24 protein-coding genes are annotated in these 19,157 nt (G+C 62.9%); 11 read left to right on the top strand and 13 right to left on the bottom strand.

Translation table 11 applies throughout. The features are described 5' to 3' along the window. The first annotated feature begins 198 nt into the window (after positions 1 to 198). Positions 199 to 1,221 carry a substrate-binding domain-containing protein gene (locus ASE60_RS07320; protein ID WP_057249084.1) on the top strand — a complete coding sequence of 341 codons (1,023 nt, stop codon included), beginning with the start codon at positions 199 to 201 and terminating at the stop codon, positions 1,219 to 1,221. 19 nt (positions 1,222 to 1,240) lie between these two features. Here the strand turns inward: ASE60_RS07320 and ASE60_RS07315 are convergent, their stop codons facing one another. Further along, positions 1,241 to 1,582, bottom strand: coding sequence for an SMR family transporter (locus tag ASE60_RS07315; protein WP_057249131.1), 342 nt, complete (start codon positions 1,580 to 1,582; stop codon positions 1,241 to 1,243). A gap of 17 nt (positions 1,583 to 1,599) precedes the next feature. Next, the gene (locus tag ASE60_RS07310) at positions 1,600 to 2,160 is read right to left on the bottom strand and encodes a TetR/AcrR family transcriptional regulator (RefSeq protein WP_057249083.1); all 561 of its coding nucleotides are present in this window, start codon (positions 2,158 to 2,160) and stop codon (positions 1,600 to 1,602) included. Between the two features lie 140 nt (positions 2,161 to 2,300). Here ASE60_RS07310 and ASE60_RS07305 point away from each other — a divergent pair, with 140 nt between their 5' ends. Together ASE60_RS07305 and ASE60_RS07300 are read left to right on the top strand one after the other, a co-directional pair. Next, a complete protein-coding gene (locus tag ASE60_RS07305; protein WP_057249082.1) occupies positions 2,301 to 2,693 on the top strand; it encodes a globin in 393 nt (130 codons plus the stop codon). A gap of 5 nt (positions 2,694 to 2,698) precedes the next feature. After that, positions 2,699 to 3,067, top strand: coding sequence for a DUF423 domain-containing protein (locus ASE60_RS07300; RefSeq protein ID WP_057249081.1), 369 nt, complete (start codon positions 2,699 to 2,701; stop codon positions 3,065 to 3,067). 93 nt (positions 3,068 to 3,160) lie between these two features. Here the strand turns inward: ASE60_RS07300 and ASE60_RS07295 are convergent, their stop codons facing one another. The 5 genes from ASE60_RS07295 to ASE60_RS07275 form a co-directional block, all read right to left on the bottom strand. Beyond that, positions 3,161 to 3,475 (bottom strand): antibiotic biosynthesis monooxygenase, encoded by a 315-nt coding sequence (locus ASE60_RS07295; RefSeq protein ID WP_057249080.1) that lies wholly within the window; start codon positions 3,473 to 3,475, stop codon positions 3,161 to 3,163. Positions 3,476 to 3,554: 79 nt separating this feature from the next. Further along, positions 3,555 to 3,821, bottom strand: a complete 267-nt coding sequence (locus tag ASE60_RS07290; RefSeq protein ID WP_057249079.1) for a hypothetical protein — start codon at positions 3,819 to 3,821, stop codon at positions 3,555 to 3,557. Between the two features lie 30 nt (positions 3,822 to 3,851). Next, the gene (locus tag ASE60_RS07285; protein ID WP_057249078.1) at positions 3,852 to 4,265 is read right to left on the bottom strand and encodes a DUF2325 domain-containing protein; all 414 of its coding nucleotides are present in this window, start codon (positions 4,263 to 4,265) and stop codon (positions 3,852 to 3,854) included. A 209-nt stretch (positions 4,266 to 4,474) separates the two neighbouring features. Beyond that, the gene (locus ASE60_RS07280) at positions 4,475 to 5,389 is read right to left on the bottom strand and encodes a cell envelope integrity protein TolA (protein WP_057249077.1); all 915 of its coding nucleotides are present in this window, start codon (positions 5,387 to 5,389) and stop codon (positions 4,475 to 4,477) included. Between the two features lie 57 nt (positions 5,390 to 5,446). Continuing rightward, positions 5,447 to 5,884 (bottom strand): hypothetical protein, encoded by a 438-nt coding sequence (locus ASE60_RS07275; protein WP_057249076.1) that lies wholly within the window; start codon positions 5,882 to 5,884, stop codon positions 5,447 to 5,449. A 250-nt stretch (positions 5,885 to 6,134) separates the two neighbouring features. Between ASE60_RS07275 and hemP the strand changes: the two genes are divergently transcribed. The 7 genes from hemP to ASE60_RS07240 all read left to right on the top strand — a co-directional run bounded on the left by hemP (position 6,135) and on the right by ASE60_RS07240 (position 11,351). Then, positions 6,135 to 6,272 carry a hemin uptake protein HemP gene (gene hemP, locus ASE60_RS35550; RefSeq protein WP_244495561.1) on the top strand — a complete coding sequence of 46 codons (138 nt, stop codon included), beginning with the start codon at positions 6,135 to 6,137 and terminating at the stop codon, positions 6,270 to 6,272. 10 nt (positions 6,273 to 6,282) lie between these two features. Next, positions 6,283 to 7,344 carry a hemin-degrading factor gene (locus tag ASE60_RS07265; RefSeq protein WP_057249129.1) on the top strand — a complete coding sequence of 354 codons (1,062 nt, stop codon included), beginning with the start codon at positions 6,283 to 6,285 and terminating at the stop codon, positions 7,342 to 7,344. Between the two features lie 20 nt (positions 7,345 to 7,364). Continuing rightward, a complete protein-coding gene (locus ASE60_RS07260; protein WP_057249075.1) occupies positions 7,365 to 8,315 on the top strand; it encodes a hemin ABC transporter substrate-binding protein in 951 nt (316 codons plus the stop codon). Beyond that, positions 8,302 to 9,420, top strand: coding sequence for an iron ABC transporter permease (locus tag ASE60_RS07255; RefSeq protein ID WP_057249074.1), 1,119 nt, complete (start codon positions 8,302 to 8,304; stop codon positions 9,418 to 9,420). The genes ASE60_RS07260 and ASE60_RS07255 overlap by 14 nt, the downstream gene beginning before the upstream one ends. 8 nt (positions 9,421 to 9,428) lie before the next feature. Then, on the top strand, positions 9,429 to 10,220 hold the full coding sequence (locus ASE60_RS07250) for a heme ABC transporter ATP-binding protein (RefSeq protein WP_057249073.1): 792 nt from the start codon (positions 9,429 to 9,431) through the stop codon (positions 10,218 to 10,220). A 201-nt stretch (positions 10,221 to 10,421) separates the two neighbouring features. Next, on the top strand, positions 10,422 to 10,790 hold the full coding sequence (locus tag ASE60_RS07245; RefSeq protein WP_057249072.1) for a DUF883 family protein: 369 nt from the start codon (positions 10,422 to 10,424) through the stop codon (positions 10,788 to 10,790). 129 nt (positions 10,791 to 10,919) lie between these two features. Continuing rightward, positions 10,920 to 11,351 carry a hypothetical protein gene (locus ASE60_RS07240; RefSeq protein ID WP_057249071.1) on the top strand — a complete coding sequence of 144 codons (432 nt, stop codon included), beginning with the start codon at positions 10,920 to 10,922 and terminating at the stop codon, positions 11,349 to 11,351. Positions 11,352 to 11,394: 43 nt separating this feature from the next. On the opposite strand, the gene ASE60_RS07235 is transcribed toward ASE60_RS07240, so the two are convergent. From ASE60_RS07235 to rsiA1, 3 genes are all read right to left on the bottom strand, one after another. Next, positions 11,395 to 12,897, bottom strand: a complete 1,503-nt coding sequence (locus ASE60_RS07235; RefSeq protein ID WP_057249070.1) for an HWE histidine kinase domain-containing protein — start codon at positions 12,895 to 12,897, stop codon at positions 11,395 to 11,397. 212 nt (positions 12,898 to 13,109) lie between these two features. Further along, the gene (locus tag ASE60_RS07230; protein ID WP_057249069.1) at positions 13,110 to 13,664 is read right to left on the bottom strand and encodes an RNA polymerase sigma factor; all 555 of its coding nucleotides are present in this window, start codon (positions 13,662 to 13,664) and stop codon (positions 13,110 to 13,112) included. Between the two features lie 8 nt (positions 13,665 to 13,672). Beyond that, positions 13,673 to 13,867 carry an anti-sigma factor RsiA1 gene (gene rsiA1, locus ASE60_RS07225; RefSeq protein ID WP_057249068.1) on the bottom strand — a complete coding sequence of 65 codons (195 nt, stop codon included), beginning with the start codon at positions 13,865 to 13,867 and terminating at the stop codon, positions 13,673 to 13,675. A gap of 135 nt (positions 13,868 to 14,002) precedes the next feature. On the opposite strand from rsiA1, the gene ASE60_RS07220 reads away from it, so the two are divergent. Continuing rightward, positions 14,003 to 14,797, top strand: a complete 795-nt coding sequence (locus ASE60_RS07220) for a response regulator (protein ID WP_057249067.1) — start codon at positions 14,003 to 14,005, stop codon at positions 14,795 to 14,797. 477 nt (positions 14,798 to 15,274) lie between these two features. On the opposite strand, the gene ASE60_RS07215 is transcribed toward ASE60_RS07220, so the two are convergent. The 3 genes from ASE60_RS07215 to ASE60_RS07205 all read right to left on the bottom strand — a co-directional run bounded on the left by ASE60_RS07215 (position 15,275) and on the right by ASE60_RS07205 (position 19,145). Beyond that, positions 15,275 to 16,858 (bottom strand): FGGY-family carbohydrate kinase, encoded by a 1,584-nt coding sequence (locus ASE60_RS07215; RefSeq protein WP_057249066.1) that lies wholly within the window; start codon positions 16,856 to 16,858, stop codon positions 15,275 to 15,277. Between the two features lie 29 nt (positions 16,859 to 16,887). Further along, positions 16,888 to 17,556, bottom strand: coding sequence for an HAD family hydrolase (locus ASE60_RS07210; protein ID WP_057249065.1), 669 nt, complete (start codon positions 17,554 to 17,556; stop codon positions 16,888 to 16,890). A 104-nt stretch (positions 17,557 to 17,660) separates the two neighbouring features. Continuing rightward, positions 17,661 to 19,145 (bottom strand): mannitol dehydrogenase family protein, encoded by a 1,485-nt coding sequence (locus ASE60_RS07205; RefSeq protein WP_057249064.1) that lies wholly within the window; start codon positions 19,143 to 19,145, stop codon positions 17,661 to 17,663. Between the last annotated feature and the right edge of the window lie 12 nt (positions 19,146 to 19,157).

Genomic DNA, 19,157 nt, shown 5'->3' with positions numbered 1-19,157 from the left:
TATTATAACGGCTGAGGAGAAATTTCACCCGCACCTAACAACAACCCATAAAATCAAAGGGGAACTGCATTAATTTAAAACGGTTTGGTAAAATTCCATCGCGGTTCGAGGCGCTGCATGCACGCGACAAACCGATTGTTACCGGCAACGAAGGTGTATACTTCTGGGACCGGGCTAGGCTGAGGAAACGCATACCGAATGAAACTGAGGGAGTTCGCACAACAACTGGGCCTTTCGCCGACCACCGTCAGCCGAGCGCTGAGCGGCTATCCCGAGGTCAGCGAAAAGACTCGCAAGCGCGTGGCCGAAGAGGCAACTCGCCTTGGCTATCGTCCGAACATCAATGCCGTGAGGCTCGCTACCGGTCGCGCCGGTGCGATCGGCGTCGTCATGGGGCGCTCCGGCGAATTCCATTTCTCCGAATTCATGGGCGGCCTGGCCGAGCGGCTCGGCACCGAGGACATCGACATCCTCGTCAGCCCGATGGATGACAAGAACCCTACGGGCGAAATCCAGCTTTACAGCCGGCTCGCCGTCAGCGGCCGCGTCGACGCCGTGATCGTGCATTCTCCCGAGCCGAACGACGAGCGCATCGCCCTCCTGCATAAGCTCGGCATGCCCTTTCTCGTGCACGGCCGATCCGATATCGACGTGCCGCATGCCTGGCTCGATATCGACAATGAAGGCGCCATCCGCCGCGCGACCTCGCACCTCATCGATCTCGGCCATCGCCGCATCGCCATGATCAACGGCAGGCAAGGACGCACCTTCTCGCTTCACCGCGACAAGGGCTACCGCGACGCGCTCCAGGCGCGCGGGCTCCCGTTCGATCCGCGCCTCGTTGCCCACGGCAACTTCACCGACGAACTCGGCTTCCGCTTCGCACGCTCCTTCCTGGAACAAACGCCGCGGCCGACGGCCTTCGTCGCAGGCTCGATGATGACGGCCCTCGGCATCTATCGGGCGGCGCGGTCCATAGGCCTGGAAATCGGTCGCGAAGTCTCGGTCATCGCCCATGACGACGTGTTCCCCTACCTCACCGCGGAGAACATGGTGCCGTCACTCTCGGCGACCCGGTCTTCGATGCGCGCCGCCGGCGCACGCTCGGCCGATCTCGTGCTGCAGCTTCTCTCGGGCCGGCCGACCGAGGAGGTTCACGAACTCTGGCCAGTGGAACTGATCTTGCGGGAATCGACCGCACCCCCGCCAGAGAGCGCCTGAGGACAGGCTGCTGACCGCCTCAGTGGAAGGTGGATTTGGAGAACAGGTTGAGCACAACCACGCCGGATATGATCAGGCCCAGTCCCAGGATCGCCGCCAGGTCGAGTTTCTGCCCAAAGGCGAAGTAACCGACGAGCGAAATCAAGACGATCCCGAGCCCGCTCCAGACCGCATAGGCGATACCGACGGGGATGAAGCGCAGCGTATAGGACAGGAAGAAGAAGGCGATCGCGTAGCAGACCACCATCAGGACCGTCGGCCCCAGGCGGGTGAAATGCTGCGCTGCCTGCATCGCCGAGGTGCCGAGCACTTCGAAGACGATCGCCGCAACCAGGACGGTATAGAGCATGGCGGGGTTCATCGGGGACTCCATCCGGGTTACTGCGCCGAAAGCGCCTTGAGATTTTCAGCCAGACCGGCCCGCGCCTCGGCATCGAGATCGTGGCTCTGCATCAGATCCGCCAGCCAGACGCCGTCGCAGGCAAAGCGGGCAAGCACGCAGCCGGTCGAGGCGTCCGTTTCTGCGAACTCCGCCGAACGCCGGCTGACCCAGTCGCGCCAGCGGCTCTTCAGATGCGGCTCGGCAATGAGCGCGATTGTCAGCATGCGCCAGCCCGGCACGTCGGTCGTCGGATCAAGCGCGAAGCAGACGTCGATATAGGCACGGGTAAACCGCCCCTTCGCCACCGGATCGTGCGCCATCGCCGCCTCGATCTCACGATCGAACCGCGTCACCAGGTCGTCGAACAGCCCATCGAGCAGAGCGAGCTTGTTCGGGAAGTGGTGCAGCAGCCCACCCTTGCTGACGCCCGCCGCCTGCGACACGGCATCGAGGGTGATGCCTGCCACCCCCTGCTCATGCGAAAGGCGTGCAGCAACCTCCAGCAATTGCTGGCGCACCTGTTCCGGTTGTTTCTTGCGGCGATGAGCTTCGGTCATGCCTCATAAAGATACCGTCTGGACGGTTTGTCAAGAGGGACCTTGATCGACCGCGATGAAACGCCGCAAACCGGTACTCTGAAAATCGTTGTCCGCCCCGTCGCCGCACGCTAGGACCGCAGGGAATGAAGGACGCGAGCATGGCGGAAACGGAAACCACGACCCTCTACGAAGCGATCGGCGGCGACCCGACGGTTCGCGCGCTGACCCGCCGCTTCTACGAGCTGATGGACACGCTGCCGGAAGCGGCACGATGCCGCGCCGTGCATCCGCCCGACCTTTCGGGCAGTGAAGAGAAATTCTACGAGTACCTGACCGGCTGGCTTGGTGGACCGCCTATTTATGTCGAGAAGCGCGGCCATCCGATGCTGCGCCGCCGCCATTTCGTCGCCGAGATCGGCCCCGAGGAGCGTGACGAATGGCTGCTCTGCTTTACCCGAGCGCTTGAAGAAGCGATCGCCCATCCGAAGCTGAGGCAGATCATTCTCGACCCGATCACCCGCCTCGCCCTTCATATGCAGAACAAGGAATAGCCGTGATGTCGCACAGCGGATTTCGCGCAACGACGCTTTTTGTTGCCGGTTTGATGGGCCTGACCGGCGTTGTCAGCGCGGCCGCCGCTTCGCACGGCGACGATCCAAGATTGCTCGCCGGCATTTCCGCGATGTGCCTGGCGCATGCCCCGGCCTTGATCGCGCTCTACGCAGCCTGGCCGAGCTTTCGCACGGCGGCCGCTGCGGCCTTGCTGATTGCAGTTGGAACGGCGCTGTTCTCGGCGGATCTCGCCATGCGCCACATCTCGGGTCACGGCCTGTTCCCGATGTCCGCTCCGCTCGGCGGCACGACGATTATGGCGGGCTGGCTTGCCGTTTCCCTCGGCGCCTTCCTGCCGCAAAAGTCAGCCTGAGAAAAAATTCACCTCCCGAATGGACCCATTTGGGAGGTAAATGGCATGTAAAATCAAAACATTACGCGGCAGATCGCGCGCGAGGCCGCCTGATCAGGCGCCTTCGACTGCCGAAAAACCTTCGAACTTCGGCGGACCGAGATACATCGCCTTGTTCTCGCCGGCATTCCTGTGCGCCGCGCGAAAATTCTCCGACTTCGTCCAGGCTGAAAACGAATCCCTGTCCTTCCAGACCGAATTCGAAACGAAGAGTGTGTAGCCCTCCTCCGGCACGCTGTCGCCGCGCAGCAGGTGGAAGGAAACGAAACCGGGCATCTCAGACAGGCTGGAATCGCGCCCTTTCCACACGGCCTCGAAGGCCTCTTCATGGCCGATGGCGATACGGAAACGATTCATGGCTACGAACATCATGCTCTCCTACAGCGACCTTTGAACTACTGCATAATTCCGGACGGAAAACCGCTTCGCACTTTTCCTGGAGCTGCTCTTAGGCGCTTTCCCTCTTGCGGGCGGCATCGTTTGCAGCCCGCGGAAAGGCGAGAATAGTTCCTTCCTTCGGCTCTGCAAGACCGAGAGGGTCGCGAACCGGCGGGCGCGTCTGCCAGGTTGGAAACTCGGCGACGTTGGCGTCGTCCAGCATGCGCGCGCGGCGCGTCAGGATCTCGTAGAGTTCAGGCACCAGGCCATCGCCATGCTGCGCCGCCAGCTTGTGCAGACCGATCATCATGCACAGGTCAGGACGTTCTTCGTTCATTGTGCAAACTCTCGTCTTGTCTTGGGAGGGTTACCGCTCGTCGCGGCTGGCGGTGAGGTCCTGAAGTGCCCGCTCCAGGCTCGATTTCGAGCCGTTGCGCAGCGGCACGAAGGCCTTGCCCCACTTCTTGCAGCCGGTCTTCACGCGAAGACATGCGTCATGGCTGATGCAGTCGATCGGGCAGAAGACGCAGTCGACCGATGGCAGCACCCGGTCGATCCGCGAGACGGCTTCGCGCAGACCGCCATCATGGTGAAGCAGCTCGGCGCCAAAGGAACTGGCGATTTCGCGCAGATGCGCCACCTGACAATCGCGGCCGCCGACATAGAGAAAACTGCGCCCTTCGAGCGTTGCCTTGCCGGCCTCCTGGCGGGCTTCGGTCGGTTCTGAACCCGAACGACCCTTGCCATTTTTCGCCGCATTCTGGTGACGCTTGCCGCGCATGCAATCCTCTCCGCGTGATCGTGCGACAAGGGCCTTCACAGGCAGCCGGTCGCATCGGGACATCATCTCGACACACGCCCTTCGGCTGCGTGACGAGGGCAACCTATTAAACTTGATAATCCGAGTAAAGTATAAACATGAGTTTTTTCATCATATTTCTTTCGCCAAATCCCGGCCCGCACGACAAGGCGTACGGAACGGCGCCCGCCTCAGCGGACGCTGGCAACCATCGGAACGATGAAGGATTTGGAGCTCGGCCCCCCGGCAGGAAAGGCCGGGAACGGCGCCGCATTGCGCACGGCATCGACGGCTGCGTCGTCGATGGCGGGAGAACCTGAGCTGCCGGCGACGTTTACCCGCGTCAATTCACCGTTGGCGGTCAATGTGAAGCGGACGGTCGCCGTGCCGGAAACGCCTTCGCGCCTTGCCGAAGACGGCACCTTGAATCTCCGCATGATCTTCCTGCGGACCTTGCCGTCATAATTTTCCATATTGGCATTGCCGACCTCCGATGCGCGGCTATTGCCGGTCGCGGCTGCGGCACTGCCGCTTTCCTGGCCGTCCTGCTTGCCCTTGACCTGGTTCTGCGCCTGCTCGCCCTTGTCACCCGTCTTCTTGCGGGTCACTTTCTTCTTCTTGACCGGCTCCTTCTTCGGTTCCGGCTTTTCAACCTTCTCCTTCTTGGGCTCTTCGATCTCGGGCTTTTCTTCAGGCACCACGGTTTCGACCGGCGCAACACTCGCCGTCACGACGGCCTCGGCGACCTGAAGGGTCGGCATCTCTTCAGCCGGCAAAATCACGTCAGCCTCGGTCGCGGTCAGATCATGCGGCTGTTCGGCAACGATTTCCTGAGTTGTCGACGTGAGATCTTCGAGGGGCGATATCTCCTCCGGCTTGACCTCATCCGGAACGTCCTCGGTCGGCTCGACGATCTCCGCGGGATCGCCGGATTGTAGTGTCTCTTCAAAGGCATCGCCAAGGATCGCGACCTCGGTCGCCTCTCCGCCGAGCATGAGGGCATGCTCTTTTTCCGGCGGCCTTGGGCCAAACAAGGTAGCAAGCACGACGCCATGCGTTGCAAGCGAGATGATGGCGGCCCCAGCCCAGATGACGATACGCTTCATTACAGCCTTACCTTCGCCGCACCGGGCGGCGCAAACTTCACGCTCCGAAGGAGCGGCTTAGCCCTTGAGTTCCACCGCCGATTTCGAGCCGGTCTTGATCCCGCTCATGCAGGCGCCCGGCTGCACGCCGTTGCCGACGCAGGCCGGCGCATCATTGATCAGCAGGCTCTTCACCGCATCGCAGTTGGTGCCGGGGAGATCAAACTGGCGAACCTTGGTCTTGCCGGCAGGCAGATCGCGGAAGTCAAGCACGGCCACGCGCTCGACGAGGCCCTTCTGATCGAAGATCACGAACTCGAAGGAAACCTTGCTCAGCGACAGCGCAAGCGCGTTGCCGGCGACAAAGGTGAGCTTGCAACCCTTCTGCGACGGCGCGACGTCGTTCAACTCGATCGTCAGCCCGGCGGCGGGCACAGCCTCCTGGGCGTTGACACTGCCCGCAGCGATAAGGGCCGCAAGAGCAGCGGAAACAACTGGAAGGCTGGAAAACTTCATATCGACATCACCCCAAAGGTTGCAGCGAACCACCGAACGAGGTCCGCACGCCCTTGTCCACAAGCCGGCAATAACTAACTTGAGTGCATAAGTCCGGTATTGCGTCCATAAATAAATATGAGTAATGAAGTCAAGATAGTAAACGAATTGCATGGCAGGAAATGCTGGAAAAACAGCGCGGCCTGCCCTCTCGAAACGGCCAAACGCAGTGACCAACGACAGTGACCTTGCACGCCCATCCGAGCCGCCGATCCTGGCCGGGCGCACGCAGCGGATTATCGAAAGTCGCGAACTTTTCGGCAGCGAAAACGAGATCCTCATTTCCCACGACGGCGCGATCTACCGCATGAAGATCACCCGCCAAGGCAAACTGATCCTGAACAAATAGGCAGATGAAAATGACCGAGAGCCTCCGCCCCACTGCTTCCGAAATCCGCGCCTACCGCGCCGAGAACCCGAAGATGCGCGAGCGTGATATCGCAGCCCAGCTCGGTGTTTCCGAAGCCGCTCTCGTTGCTGCCGAATGTGGGCTGACCGCCGTGCGCATCGATGCCGATGCCAACCGCTTCCTCTCTCGCGTCGAGGAACTCGGCGAAGTCATGGCGCTGACCCGCAACGAAAGCGCGGTCCACGAGAAGATCGGCGTTTACGAGAAGATCACCACGGGCGAGATGGCGAGCATCGTGCTCGGCGAGCAGATCGACCTCCGGGTCTTCCCGAGCGCCTGGGCACACGCTTTCGCCGTGACGAAGACAGACGACCAGGGTGAAGCCCGCAAGAGCCTGCAGTTCTTCGACAAGTGGGGCAATGCCGTGCACAAGGTGCATCTGCGCCCGGAATCGGATGTTGCGGCCTATGACAAGATCGTCTCGGACTTCCGCCTTGCCGACCAGACGCAGGACTTCAGCGCCGACGTGAGCGTGCCGGCAGCCGACGACAAGCCGGAAACCGTGGTCGATGTCGTCGAACTGCGCGACCGCTGGACGAAGATGACGGACACGCACCAGTTCCACGGCATGCTGCGCAAGCTGAAGATCGGCCGTCGCCAGGCGCTCAGCAACATCGGCGAGGATTTCGCCTGGCAGCTCGACCCCTCCAGCATCGAAGCGATGATGCGCGCGAGCGCCGAAATCGAACTGCCGATCATGTGCTTTGTCGGCAACCGCGGCATGATCCAGATCCATTCCGGTCCGATTGCCAAGATCGCGCCGATGGGCCCGTGGCTGAACGTCATGGACCCGACTTTCCATCTGCATCTGCGCACCGATCACATCGCCGAACTCTGGGCCGTACGCAAGCCGACGGCCGACGGCCATGTCACTTCGATCGAGGCGCTCGACGCCAAGGGCGAGATGATCATCCAGTTCTTCGGCAAGCGGAAAGAGGGTCTCGCGGAACGGCCGGAATGGCGCTCCATCGCCGAAGGCCTGCCGCGTCTCGACACGACTGTCGCCGCCTGAGGACAGGATAGGACACTCAGATGATCAAGGGTCTCGACTTCCGTCGCCTTCGCCGCTGGGAACTGGTGCTCGCCGCCTTCGCGCTTTCGGCTCCCTTCCTGTTGCCAGCGGTGGCACCCGGTGCCCCCTCCTTCATCCGGCCGGCGATGGCCGAGGACATGCAGAAGGCCGACGTCTCGCGCGTCGTATCGGTCGGCGGAGCGATAACCGAGATCATCTATGCGCTCGGCGAGGAAGGTCGCCTCGTCGGTCGCGATTCCACCAGCACCTATCCGGAAGCGGCAAAGGCGCTGCCGGATGTCGGCTACATGCGCCAGCTCGCACCGGAAGGCATCATCGCTGCCAACCCGAGCGCAATCATCGCCGTCGAAGGCAGCGGTCCGCCGGAGGCGTTGGCGGTGCTAAAGGAAGCGAACATCGCCTTTACCAGCGTGCCCGAGGCCTTTGACAAGGCCGGCATCCCCGCCAAGATCCGTGCGGTCGGCACCTTCCTCGGTGTCGAGGAAAAGGCCGAAACCCTGGCAAAGAGCGTCGAAGCCGATCTCGATGCGGCAGTCTCCGAGAATGCCGCCCGTCCGGAAGCCGAACGCAAGCGTGTGCTCTTCATCCTGAGCACGCAGGGCGGCAAGGTCATGGCATCGGGACAGGGAACCGCGGCCAACGGCATCATCGAGCTCTCGGGCGCCATCAACGCGGTCGGCACCTTCCCCGGCTACAAGGCCCTGACCGACGAGGCGATAATCGAGGCCAAGCCAGATGTCGTCCTGATGATGGACCGCGGCGGCGAACATTCCGCCGAGGCGGACGAACTCTTCGCCCTGCCGGCGCTCAGCCTTACCCCTGCCGCCAAGAACAAGGCGCTGATCCGCATGGACGGCCTGCACCTGCTCGGCTTCGGCCCGCGCACCGCAAGCGCCGTCCGCGAACTGAATGCCGCAATCTACGGGAAGAAGGCCAATGCCTCGCAGTGAGGCATTGGCCCGCGGCATGCGCCTGACCGCTTTTGCCGCCGATATCCGCAACGAGTGGCGCTCGGGCAACCGGTCCCGGCTGGCACGTCTCGTCATCGTCGCCCTCATCGCGCTTGCGGTCGCGACCTTCGTCGGCTCGATCATGACCGGTGCCGCCGATGCATCGCTCGCCAACGTCTGGCGCTGGCTGATGGGTGAGGCCGATCAGGCCCTGAGCATCCGCGACCGCATCATCATTCTCGATATCCGCCTGCCGCGCGCCGTGCTCGGCATGCTCGTCGGCGCTTCGCTCGCGGTTTCCGGCGTCGTCATGCAGGGCCTTTTCCGCAATCCGCTGGCCGATCCCGGCCTCGTCGGCGTGTCCTCAGGCGCGAGCCTCGGCGCCGTGCTGCTGATTGTGCTCGGAACCGCCGCCTTCGGGCCGCTCTTCGCGCTGTTCGGCTTCTATGCGTTGCCGGTAGCAGCCTTCGTCGGCGGCCTCGTCACGACGCTGCTGCTCTACCGTATCGCCACCCGCGGCGGCCAGACGTCGATTGCCACGCTGCTGCTCGCCGGCATTGCGCTCGGCGCGCTGACCGGTGCGGTCACCGGCGTTCTCGTCTTCAGAGCCGACGACAAGCAATTGCGCGACCTGACCTTCTGGGGGCTCGGCTCGCTGGCGGGGGCCAACTGGACGAAGATCCTGGCTGCAGCGCCGATCATCCTCGCTTCGCTCGCGGTTACCCCTTTCCTGGCGCGCGGGCTGAATGCCATCACGCTCGGCGAAGCGGCCGCCTTCCATATGGGCATTCCTGTCCAGCGGCTGAAGAACATTGCGATCGTCAGTGTCGCCGCGGCGACCGGCGCATCCGTTGCGGTCAGCGGCGGCATCGGCTTCGTCGGCATCGTGGTTCCGCACCTGCTGCGGCTCGTCATCGGTCCCGATCATCGCTACCTGCTGCCCACCTCGGCGCTGCTCGGCGGCACGCTGTTGATCCTCGCCGACATGATCGCCCGCACCATCGTCTCTCCGGCGGAACTGCCGATCGGCATCGTTACCGCCTTTATCGGCGCGCCGTTCTTCCTCTGGATCCTGCTGCGCGGCCGTTCGAACATGGGACTCTGAGCGAAACCATGATCAACGTTTCCAATCTCTCCGTTCGCCTTGGCGGGCGACCCGTCATCCACGGCGTCTCGCTCGAGGCGCTGCCCGGCGCACTGACCGCCATCGTCGGCCCGAACGGCTCCGGCAAGACCACGACGCTGAAGGCGATCTCCGGGGAGCTTTCGCCGTCGAGCGGAACGATCCGCATCAATGGCCGCGACCTGCGGGGGCTGAAGCCATGGGAGCTCGCGCTGATGCGCGGCGTGCTGCCCCAGTCTACGGTCATCTCCTTCCCCTTCACCGTGCGCGAGGTCGTGAGATTGGGTCTTGCCGCCGGTGCCAATGTGGATCCCGCCGTGCACGACCGGGTCACGGCCGAGGCGTTGGAAGCGGTGGACCTGGCCGGCTTTGCCGGACGCTTCTACCAGGAACTGTCGGGCGGCGAGCAGCAGCGCGTGCAGCTTGCCCGCGTCCTCTGCCAGATCACCGATCCGGTCATCGACGGCGAGCCGCGCTACCTGCTGCTCGACGAACCGGTGTCGAGCCTCGATATCCGCCACCAGCTCGGGATCATGCAGCTCGCCCGCAAGTTCTGCGAACGCGGCGGCGGGGTCGTCGCAGTGATGCACGACCTCAACCTGACGGCCATGTTCGCCGACCGAATGGTGATGATGAAAGCCGGCAAGGTCCGCGCCTGCGGCACGCCGCGCGAGGTTCTGACCGACGAGACGATGGAAGCCGTCTTCGGCTGCCGCATGCAGGTGGGTGTCGCACCGGCGCCGCACGTGCCGTTCGTCCTGCCGCAGACAGCATCGCTCTGACGCCACGCCCGAGGACCCGGTAGATGCCTGTTGGGGCTTCCGGATTTCTCAAGCCTCAACACCAAGATTTATCGAAACAATTTCCGCACTTGTGCGTTGTTCTCCCGAAGCGCCGGCAAGGGCCTCTAGTTGTGCTCGCCGGTACCGTCAGACTGCGCCGACCGTTCGCGGCCGGCGCATGCGTGAAAGGGAGTATCCATCATGGCGCCTAGCCTCTTCTCCGGCTCGAGCTCGCGATCGACAAAAAGCAACGGCAAGCTCGCCGATATCTCCATCGAAGAACAACTGGGCGAGTTGCGCAGTGATGTGGCAACGCTCGTCGCATTGCTGGCCGATCGTGGAGCGGCCGCCTCAAAGCAGGCACGTGGCAAGGCACAGGACGCCCGTGAACAGGCCGAAGCCGGCATCAGCGAATTGCTGGCAAGCGGCGAAGACCTGCTGGCCGAACTTCGCGACCGTTATGCCGGCACAGAAAAACAGGTCCGCCACGCCGTTCGCGAGCATCCCATCGCCACGCTCGGCGCCGCCGCCCTGATTGGGCTCGCGGTGGCGGCGCTGCTTCGGCGCTGATTTGCAGTCGGTCGAACCGGACCCGCGGGCAACGGCTCGCGGTTTCGAACGAGATGAGGAAAAACAGATAGGTTTTCCGCCCGTATCCCGACCTAGCCTAAGAGGCCCTATCACGACGGGGAGTAACGCATGGGACCATTGACGGCCGCCCTGGCCAGCCTCTTGGCCGCCGATATCAGCGCCGCCGCCTCTCGTGTGAAGCGCAACGCAGCCCTATGGAGCGTCATAGGGCTGTTGCTCGTCACCGCCTATGTCTTCGCGCTAGCCGCCGCCTTCCTTTATCTCAGCGCGCGCTATTCCCCGGTCGCGGCCGCGGCTGCAATCGCCGGGGCGCTTGTCGCCACCGCGCTGGTGCTGGTTGGCATCCTCATGTCTCTGCAGAACCGTGACCGGCGGCGCCAGGAAGAACGCCGCCGTCGCACGCAAATGCAGACCAATCTGACCCTGCTCGCGGCCGCCGGCATCCTGCGCAAACAGCCGCTTCTCGCCGTCGCGACGGCTGTTGCGATCGGCGCGCTTCTCGGCACCGGCAAGCGACGCGGACGCAAACACGACGACTGATGCACGCAGCAAGTCAGTCGTCTCAATGGCGGGTGCGATCCCGTTAGAGCGGCAACCGGATCAGCGCTGTGACCCCGGCGGGGAGATACTCCACCTTCACCGAACTACCCAGCACCTTGTCGAGGCTGCGCTCGATGAGGATGGAGCCGAAGCCGCGCCGCTTTGGCTCGCGCACCGGCGGCCCACCAACCTCGGTCCAGGTGAGATGAAGAACGGTGTCGCCGTCTTCGACGACGTTTCGCGCCGTCAATACCACCTTGCCTTTCGGCACCGACAGCGATCCGTATTTCACGGCGTTGGTTGCAAGCTCGTGCAGGACCAGCCCGAGGCCGACGGCCTGGTCGGGACCAAGCGACACTTCGTCCTTGTGCAGTTCGATCTGGTCCGCATAGGCGCTCACATGCGGCAGCAGTTGCTTGGCGATCAGGTCGGCAAGCCGGATGGTGCCCCACTCGTGATCAGAGAGCAGACCATGCGCCTCGGAGATCGCCTGCAAGCGGCCGGCAAACGCGGTCATGAATTCGGCCGGGTCGCTCGTCTGGCGAAGCGTCTGGCGCGCAAGCGATTGCAGCATGGCCAGTGTGTTCTTGACCCGATGATTGAGCTCCTTGAGCAGGAGCCGAGTGCGCTGCGCCGAAGCCTGCTGGTCGGTGACATCGATCGTCACGCCGATGAACGTAAGCGGATTGCCCTTGCCGTCACGGTCGTGCACGCGGCCGCGGCCAAGCAGCCAGCGGCCGGTATCGCCAATGCGGAACATGCCGTCATATTCATCGTCAGCCTTCATCGCCTGGCGAAGCTTGGCGAAAGTCGCGCCGCGGTCGTCGACGTGGATCGCGCCGAAGATGTCCCGGACGCCAACCGAACGCTCGGCCGAAAGTCCGAACATACGTTTCAATGCGCTGTTGCCGGCGATCGCACCTGAGCGGATATCCCAAAGCCAGCTGCCGATGTTGGCCGCTTCGAGCGCCATCGCGTGCCGCTGCTCCTCGCGCGACAACGCCGCCTCCTTTAGAGCGCGCCGACGGGCTTCGTCCTTGACCTTGAAGAGCGAGGCTGCGAGCGCGGCAAGCCGGCATAATTGGTGGATGAGCGGTTGCGACACCTCAGCGCGCGGCTTGTCGTCGAACACACAAACCGTGCCCACTGCCTGCCCGTCGAGCACGATCGGCGCACCGGCATAGAAGCGCAGAAATGGCGGCCCCTTGACCTGTCGGTGGCGCGCGAACCGCGGATCGGTCGAAGCGTCGAGCACGACGAGGCTGGCGTCGGCCGCCGCCGTCACATGCGGGCAAAACGCCTCTTCGGAGGGAGCACGGGTCTCGTCGGTACCGACGGCCGCCTTGAACCACTGCCATTCGCGGTCGATCAGCGTCACCAGTGCGATCTGAGCGTCGAAAAGCCCGGCAGCAATTTCGACGATCCCGTCGAAATCCCGATCCGGGATGGCCATGTCGGGGACGGTCGCATGCAGAACGCCAAGACGCTCGGGCGCGTCGAGCAGCTTCGTCACGGGCGGGTCCGTTTTCTCTGTCCTCACGTGCATACGGTCTCAATTCTCAATCTGAACGAGATGAGGAAGCCCTGGCGATCCACCCGCATCCCGCTCGATTCTGGAGCGTCTCGCCCCAAAATCGTCATCACTGCGCATTCGTCAGTCGATGCCAGCCGTCACGGCGTGTCCCCCTTGGGCTCAAGCCGCCAGTGAAAGCAGGACACCGCCACTTTTGCAACGGTGTCCTGCCCGAAATTCTTCCCTCAGGAGATGAAGGCCCGCGACGTGATCGGAGCCGAGGTTTCATCCGGCCCGTAGTCGTTTTCACCCTTCACCTGCAGGATATCCTGCAGCCGCTGACGCGCGCGGTTGACCCGGCTCTTGATCGTGCCAAGGGCACAGCCGCAGATCGTCGCCGCCTCCTCGTAGGAGAAGCCGGAAGCTCCGACCAGGATGATCGCTTCGCGCTGGTCCGGCGGCAGCATCTCGAGCGCGCGCCGGAAATCCTGCAGGTCGAGCGAGCCGTATTGCTCGGGATGATGGGCCAGCGACTCGGTGAAGTGACCGTCGGTGTCCTGCACCTCGCGCCCGCGCTTGCGCATCTGGCTGTAGAGCTCGTTGCGCAGGATCGTGAAGAGCCAGGCCTTCATATTGGTGCCCATCTCGAAATGGTCCTGCTTCGCCCAGGCCTTCATGATCGTGTCCTGCACCAGATCGTCGGCACGGTCGTGGCGACCGATCAACGACATGGCGAAGGCACGCAGGCTCGGCAAGGCGGCAAGCATCTCTCGCTTGAAATCATTTTTTTCGGACGACATTCTGGCACTTACTCCCTGCCCTGCAGCGCCGATTGCTGCTCGGCTGCGTCGAGCTTTTCCAGAAGATCGAGAAAACGCGCGGGTATCGCCTCTTCCTGCACGGACTGATAAAGCGCTTTCAGCTTTGCTGCGATCTGCGCATTTGGGTCTTCTGTCCGTAAGGTCGTGCCGGTAGTCCGCCCTGCCCCTGTTTTATATTTCATTGTCAAACTGTCGCCTTCGAGTGTCCATAGCCGCCATAACGCAGCAGAAAATTGAAATGTTCCCTCGCGGAACCTTTTTTTACGTCCGGCGTTCTCGCAACGTCACCGTAGAAAGATACCCGAGGGAGTTCCCCTATGACATTGTCCACGCGGATAGCACCGCTTCTGCCGTATCTGCGCCGCTATTCGCGCGCGCTGACCGGCTCGCAGACATCAGGCGACGCCTATGTCGCTGCCGTTCTCGAAGCGCTGATCGCCGACACGTCGATTTTCCCGGAAGCGAGCAATGATCGCGTTGGCCTGTTCCGGCTCTTCACCTCACTTTTCGGTTCCTCGTCCGTGCTTGTGCCGGAACCGATCTCGCCTTTTGCCTGGGAACAGCGCGCATCGATCAATCTCGCAACCGTTTCGCCCCTTGCCCGCCAGGCCTTCCTGCTGGTCTCGGTCGAAGGTTTCCGTCCCGAGGAGGCCGCCGAGGTTCTCGACGTGTCCACCGATAAGGTCGGCAGCCTGCTCGACCGCGCCTCGCAGGAAATCTCGCGCCAGGTCGCGACCGATATCATGATCATCGAGGACGAACCGCTGATCGCCATCGATATCGAACAGATGGTCGAAAGCCTCGGCCATCGGGTCACCGGCATCGCCCGGACGCGCGACGAAGCGATCGCCCTCTACAAGAGGACGCGGCCAAGCATGGTGCTTGCCGATATCCAGCTCGCCGACGGCAGCTCAGGCATCGACGCGGTCAACGACATCCTGAAGACGAGCGCCATTCCGGTGATCTTCATCACCGCTTTCCCGGAACGGCTCCTGACCGGCGAGCGGCCGGAACCGACCTTCCTGGTCACCAAGCCGTTCAACCCGGATATGGTCAAGGCACTGATCAGTCAGGCGTTGTTCTTCAACGAATCGACCAAGGCGGCGGCCTGAGTGCAACCTGCATGTTCCCTTTGATCGCAGCCGGTTAAAGGCAAGAACATGCAGGTCATTCAAAGGGCTACAGCGTCGCGCGTCACACAGGGCCGCGACGCCGTAGTCCATTTTACCGTTTCGTCGAAGCGGCGAATGGCCGGTTTTCCCGAAATCAGCCGTTCCTGATATTTGCGCCACTTCCCGATATTCGCGCGGAGGCACACTCGCCGGCGCGACTTCATGTCAGCCGGCCTCACCCCGCCGTTTCACATTTCCCGCAGCATCTCTTTGGCTTACCCCGGAAACACGACAGCCAGTGCCGAGGGAAGGCACTGGCTGGTATGTGCAACTCACTCGGGGAGTGTGAGTTGTAGGCCGGCGGTCTGCCTCCGGCGCGGCATTGGGGGCTATGCGCGCCACCGTCCGGTCGCAAACAGAATGCGCGACGGGGCAAAAGGTTCCAAGCACCCGCCCTGACCGTTTCGGCCTACCGCTTCACTGCATCCTGTCGAGTTCGTCACGATGGCGGTAGAGCGCCAGGAAGCGGCGGTAATCGCGGTCATAGGTGCCGCGAGCACTTGCGTTCGGCAGGCGCTCGTGCCCCTCCGACGCCATTTCCGCCCCTGCGGCGGCGAGATCCCGGTGGATGCCGCCGGCAACCGCAGCTGCCATCGCCGTACCGAGCAGCACCGCGTCCGGTGCCTGCGGCGCAACCACGCGGCAGCCGGTCACATCGCAGTAGAGCTCCATCAGAAGCGCGTTGCGCACGTGGCCGCCGGTGACGTGCAGCGTGTCGAGCTGGTAGCCGACCTCGCGCATCATCTCCAGGATGTGACGGATGCCGAGCGCGATCGCGACGCAGGTGCGCCAATAGAGACGGCAGAGCGCATCGAAGGAGGAATCGAGCGGCAAGCCGCTGATAACCCCGAGCCCATGCGGGTCGGCGAGCGGAGAGCGGTTGCCGTGGAAATCGGGAAGCACATGCAGGCGATCGGCAAAAGCGGCGCCCTGCTCGGCGCGCAGTTCCTGCACCCGGGCGATGATCCAGCCGTGGGTCTCTGCCGTCGGTTCAATGCCGCCGCCATGCAGCCGCACGATATGGTCGAGCAGCGCACCTGTCGCCGATTGCCCGCCCTCGATCAGCCAGGCGCCCGGAAGAACCGCTTCGTAATAGGGGCCCCACATGCCGAAGCCCGGCTTCATATCCTTGGAAAAGGCGACAATGCAGCTCGATGTACCGGCGATCAACGCGAGTTGTTTTTCGAGCTTCTCCGGCTTCCCGATAAACTCGCCGACGACGCCGAGCGCACCGGCATAGGCGTCGATCAGACCCGGCGCCACCTGGCAGGCTTCGTCGAGCCCAAGCTCTGCGGCGGCCGCAGCGCTCAAATGACCGATCGAGCTTCCGATCGGCAGCGTTTCTTCCGGTAGTCCGCCGCGTTCGATGAGATCTTCAAGCCCGATCTTTTCGAGATAGTCCGGCTGCCAGCCGCGCTTCTCATGCGCCAGATAATTCCACTTCGCTGTCAGCGTGCAGCGCGAGCGAGCAGCGCTTCCCGTCGCTCGCCAGGAAAGATAGTCGGCCAGGTCGAAGAAGAAACCCGCCTTCTGCCATTGTTGCGGCAGGTTGCGCTTCAGCCACATCAGCTTCGGCATTTCCATTTCCGGCGACATGACGCGGCCGGAGAAGTCGAGCACCGGATGGCCGGTCGCCGTACAGAAATCTGCCTCGGCGAGCGCCCGATGGTCGAGCCAGACGATCGTGTCCCAGCGCGCCTCGCCCTTGCGGTTGACGGATAGCGGCTCGCCTTCGCTGTCGCGCACCACCAACGAGCAGGTGGCGTCGAAGCCGATCGCGGCAACGCTTTCAGCGGCGATCCCGGCCTTGTCCTTGGCCGCCTTGACCGCGCCGCAGACGGCGCGCCAGATATCCTCAGAATCATGTTCGGCGTGGTTTTCTTCCGGCCGGTTCATGGCAATCGGCAGGTCGGCACGCGCAAGCAGCGTGCCCTTCCGGTCAAAGATACCGGCGCGCGCACTGCCGGTGCCGACATCGACCGCAACGACGAATTCACGCATCAATGAAAGTCCCGCCCCTCTTGTCCCTGCTATCGGCGGACAAACTGTAACAATTCGCCCATGTCGTCAAACAGCACGTCGGGACCGAGATTCGCGAGACTTTGGCGGTGCCTGTCGGATCGGGCATGGCTGCCGCCGGCAAAGGCGAAGACCCGCATGCCCGCCGCCTTCGCCGCTTCGATACCCGCCGGACTGTCCTCGACGACGACGCAATCCCTGGGCGCGAAACCCATTACGCGGCTCGCATGCAGGAAGAGATCAGGCGCCGGCTTGCCGTGTTTCACCATGGTGGCGGAGAAGATATTGGGCTCGAAGAGGTCAATGAGCCCGGTGACGGTCAGCGACAGGCGGATGCGTTCCGGCTGGCTGGACGAGGCGACGCAGCACGCGCCCTCGAGCCCTTCGACCGCTTCGCGAATTCCTGCAATCGGCTGCAATTCGGTGCGGAAGCGCTGATAAAGACGAAGGCGCATGCCCTCGAGGAAGGCATCGTCGGTGGCGAGGCCATATTCGTCGTGGAGGATCGCCGACATGCTTTTCAGGCTGCGCCCGAGAAATCGTTCCGTCGCCTCCTCGGCGGTCATCGGAACGCCGGCGGCCGAGAGCACGTCCACCAGCACTTCCAGCGAGATCGGCTCGCTATCGACAAGCACGCCGTCGCAATCGAAAATCACCAGCCTGGACGCTGTGTCCGCCATCGCACCCTACCCCTTACAGCTACGCGCGATATAAGGCGCCAAGGTCGCTGTAACGCTTTGAATTGGCGCATAATCTCGTCCCTGGTTCGATGTGATCCAGGGAATTATGCGGTGAGCTTGTCGTCCAGATAAAGCTGGAGCGTAGCGCGCGTACCCCTTTCCCAGAGGGTTTTCAATGCATGGCTGAAACGGCGGCGGAAGAGATCGGAGCGCGCGACATCGCCGAAGATATCGCCGAACTCCAGGAAGGCCACCGGATCGTTCTTGGCAGCAAGCGCCGCCTTGTTCAGCCGGTCGGCGCTCTGGTCGTTGAAGACGATCGCCTTGCCGCTGTCGGACGTGCCGGCGAAGTAGCGGCACCACAGTGCCGAAACCAGCGACAGACCGACGACATCTTCGCCGCGCGCTAGGCGATCGGCCGTCGACGGCAGGATGAATTTCGGCTGGCGGTTGGAACCGTCCTGCGCCAGACGCGGGATCGTGTCACCGATCTTCGGATTGGCAAAGCGCGTCTCGATCAGCTTGTAGTAATCGCCGAGATCGGTGTTCGGCACGGGCGGAATGACCGGAATGATCTCGTCATGTTCAAGCTTGGCAAGAAAGGCACGGATCAGCGGCTCTTCCATCGCCTCATGCACGAAATGAATGTCGAGCAGAGCCGCCGGATAGGCGATCGCCGCATGGCCGCCGTTGAGGATGCGGATCTTCATGTGTTCGTACGGCGCGACGTCGGGCACGAACTGGACGCCGACCTTCTCCAGCGCCGGACGGCCGAGCGGGAAATGGTCTTCAAGCACCCATTGCTTGAATTCCTCGCAGAACACCGGCCAGGCGTCCTCTATGCCGTAATCGTCGGCGACAATGCCGATTTGACGTGTGCCGGTTGCCGGCGTGATCCGGTCCACCATGCCGTTCGGGAAAGCGACATTGGCATCGATCCAGTCAGCGAAATCAGCATCGACGAGCCGAGCAAGGCCGGAAACAGCGGCATGCGTGACCTCGCCATTGCCGGGAATGTTGTCGCAGGACATCACGGTGAAGGGCGGAACGTTCTTGTCGCGGCGCGCTTTCAGGCCGGCGACGATCAGTCCGAACACGGTCTTCGGAGCAGCCGGGTTCTGCGCGTCGGCGACGATTGCCGGATGGGTCGGGTTGAATACACCCGACGCCGGATCGATGAAATAACCGCCTTCGGTGATCGTCAGCGACACGATGCGGATCGCCGGATCGGTCAGCCTCGCGATGATCGCCGGGATGTCGCCTGGTTCCAGGTAGTCGATCATCGCGCCGGTGATATGGGCGCCGGTGCGGTTGTTGTCCTGCTCGACGACCGTCGTCAGGAAATCCTGCGCCGCGAGTTTCGCCCGCATCGTTGCATCGGAGGCAAGTACGCCGGCACCGATGATGGCCCAATCCCGGTCGTGGCCGGCATTGAAGAGATCGTCGAGATAGACGGCCTGGTGCGCCCTATGGAAGTTGCCGACGCCAAAATGCACGATCCCCGCCGTCAATTGCGACCGGTCGTAGTTCGGCACGCCGGCCTTGGCCTTGATCGTGTCGAGGGCGGCAAGTGAGAGTTTGGTCGTCATGATCCCGTATCC

Source organism: Ensifer sp. Root278, from assembly GCF_001429285.1.
In the GTDB taxonomy this organism is placed as follows: domain Bacteria; phylum Pseudomonadota; class Alphaproteobacteria; order Rhizobiales; family Rhizobiaceae; genus Ensifer.
The sequence above is the reverse complement of the archived record's forward strand: the minus strand, read 5'-3'. Positions and strand labels throughout refer to the sequence as shown.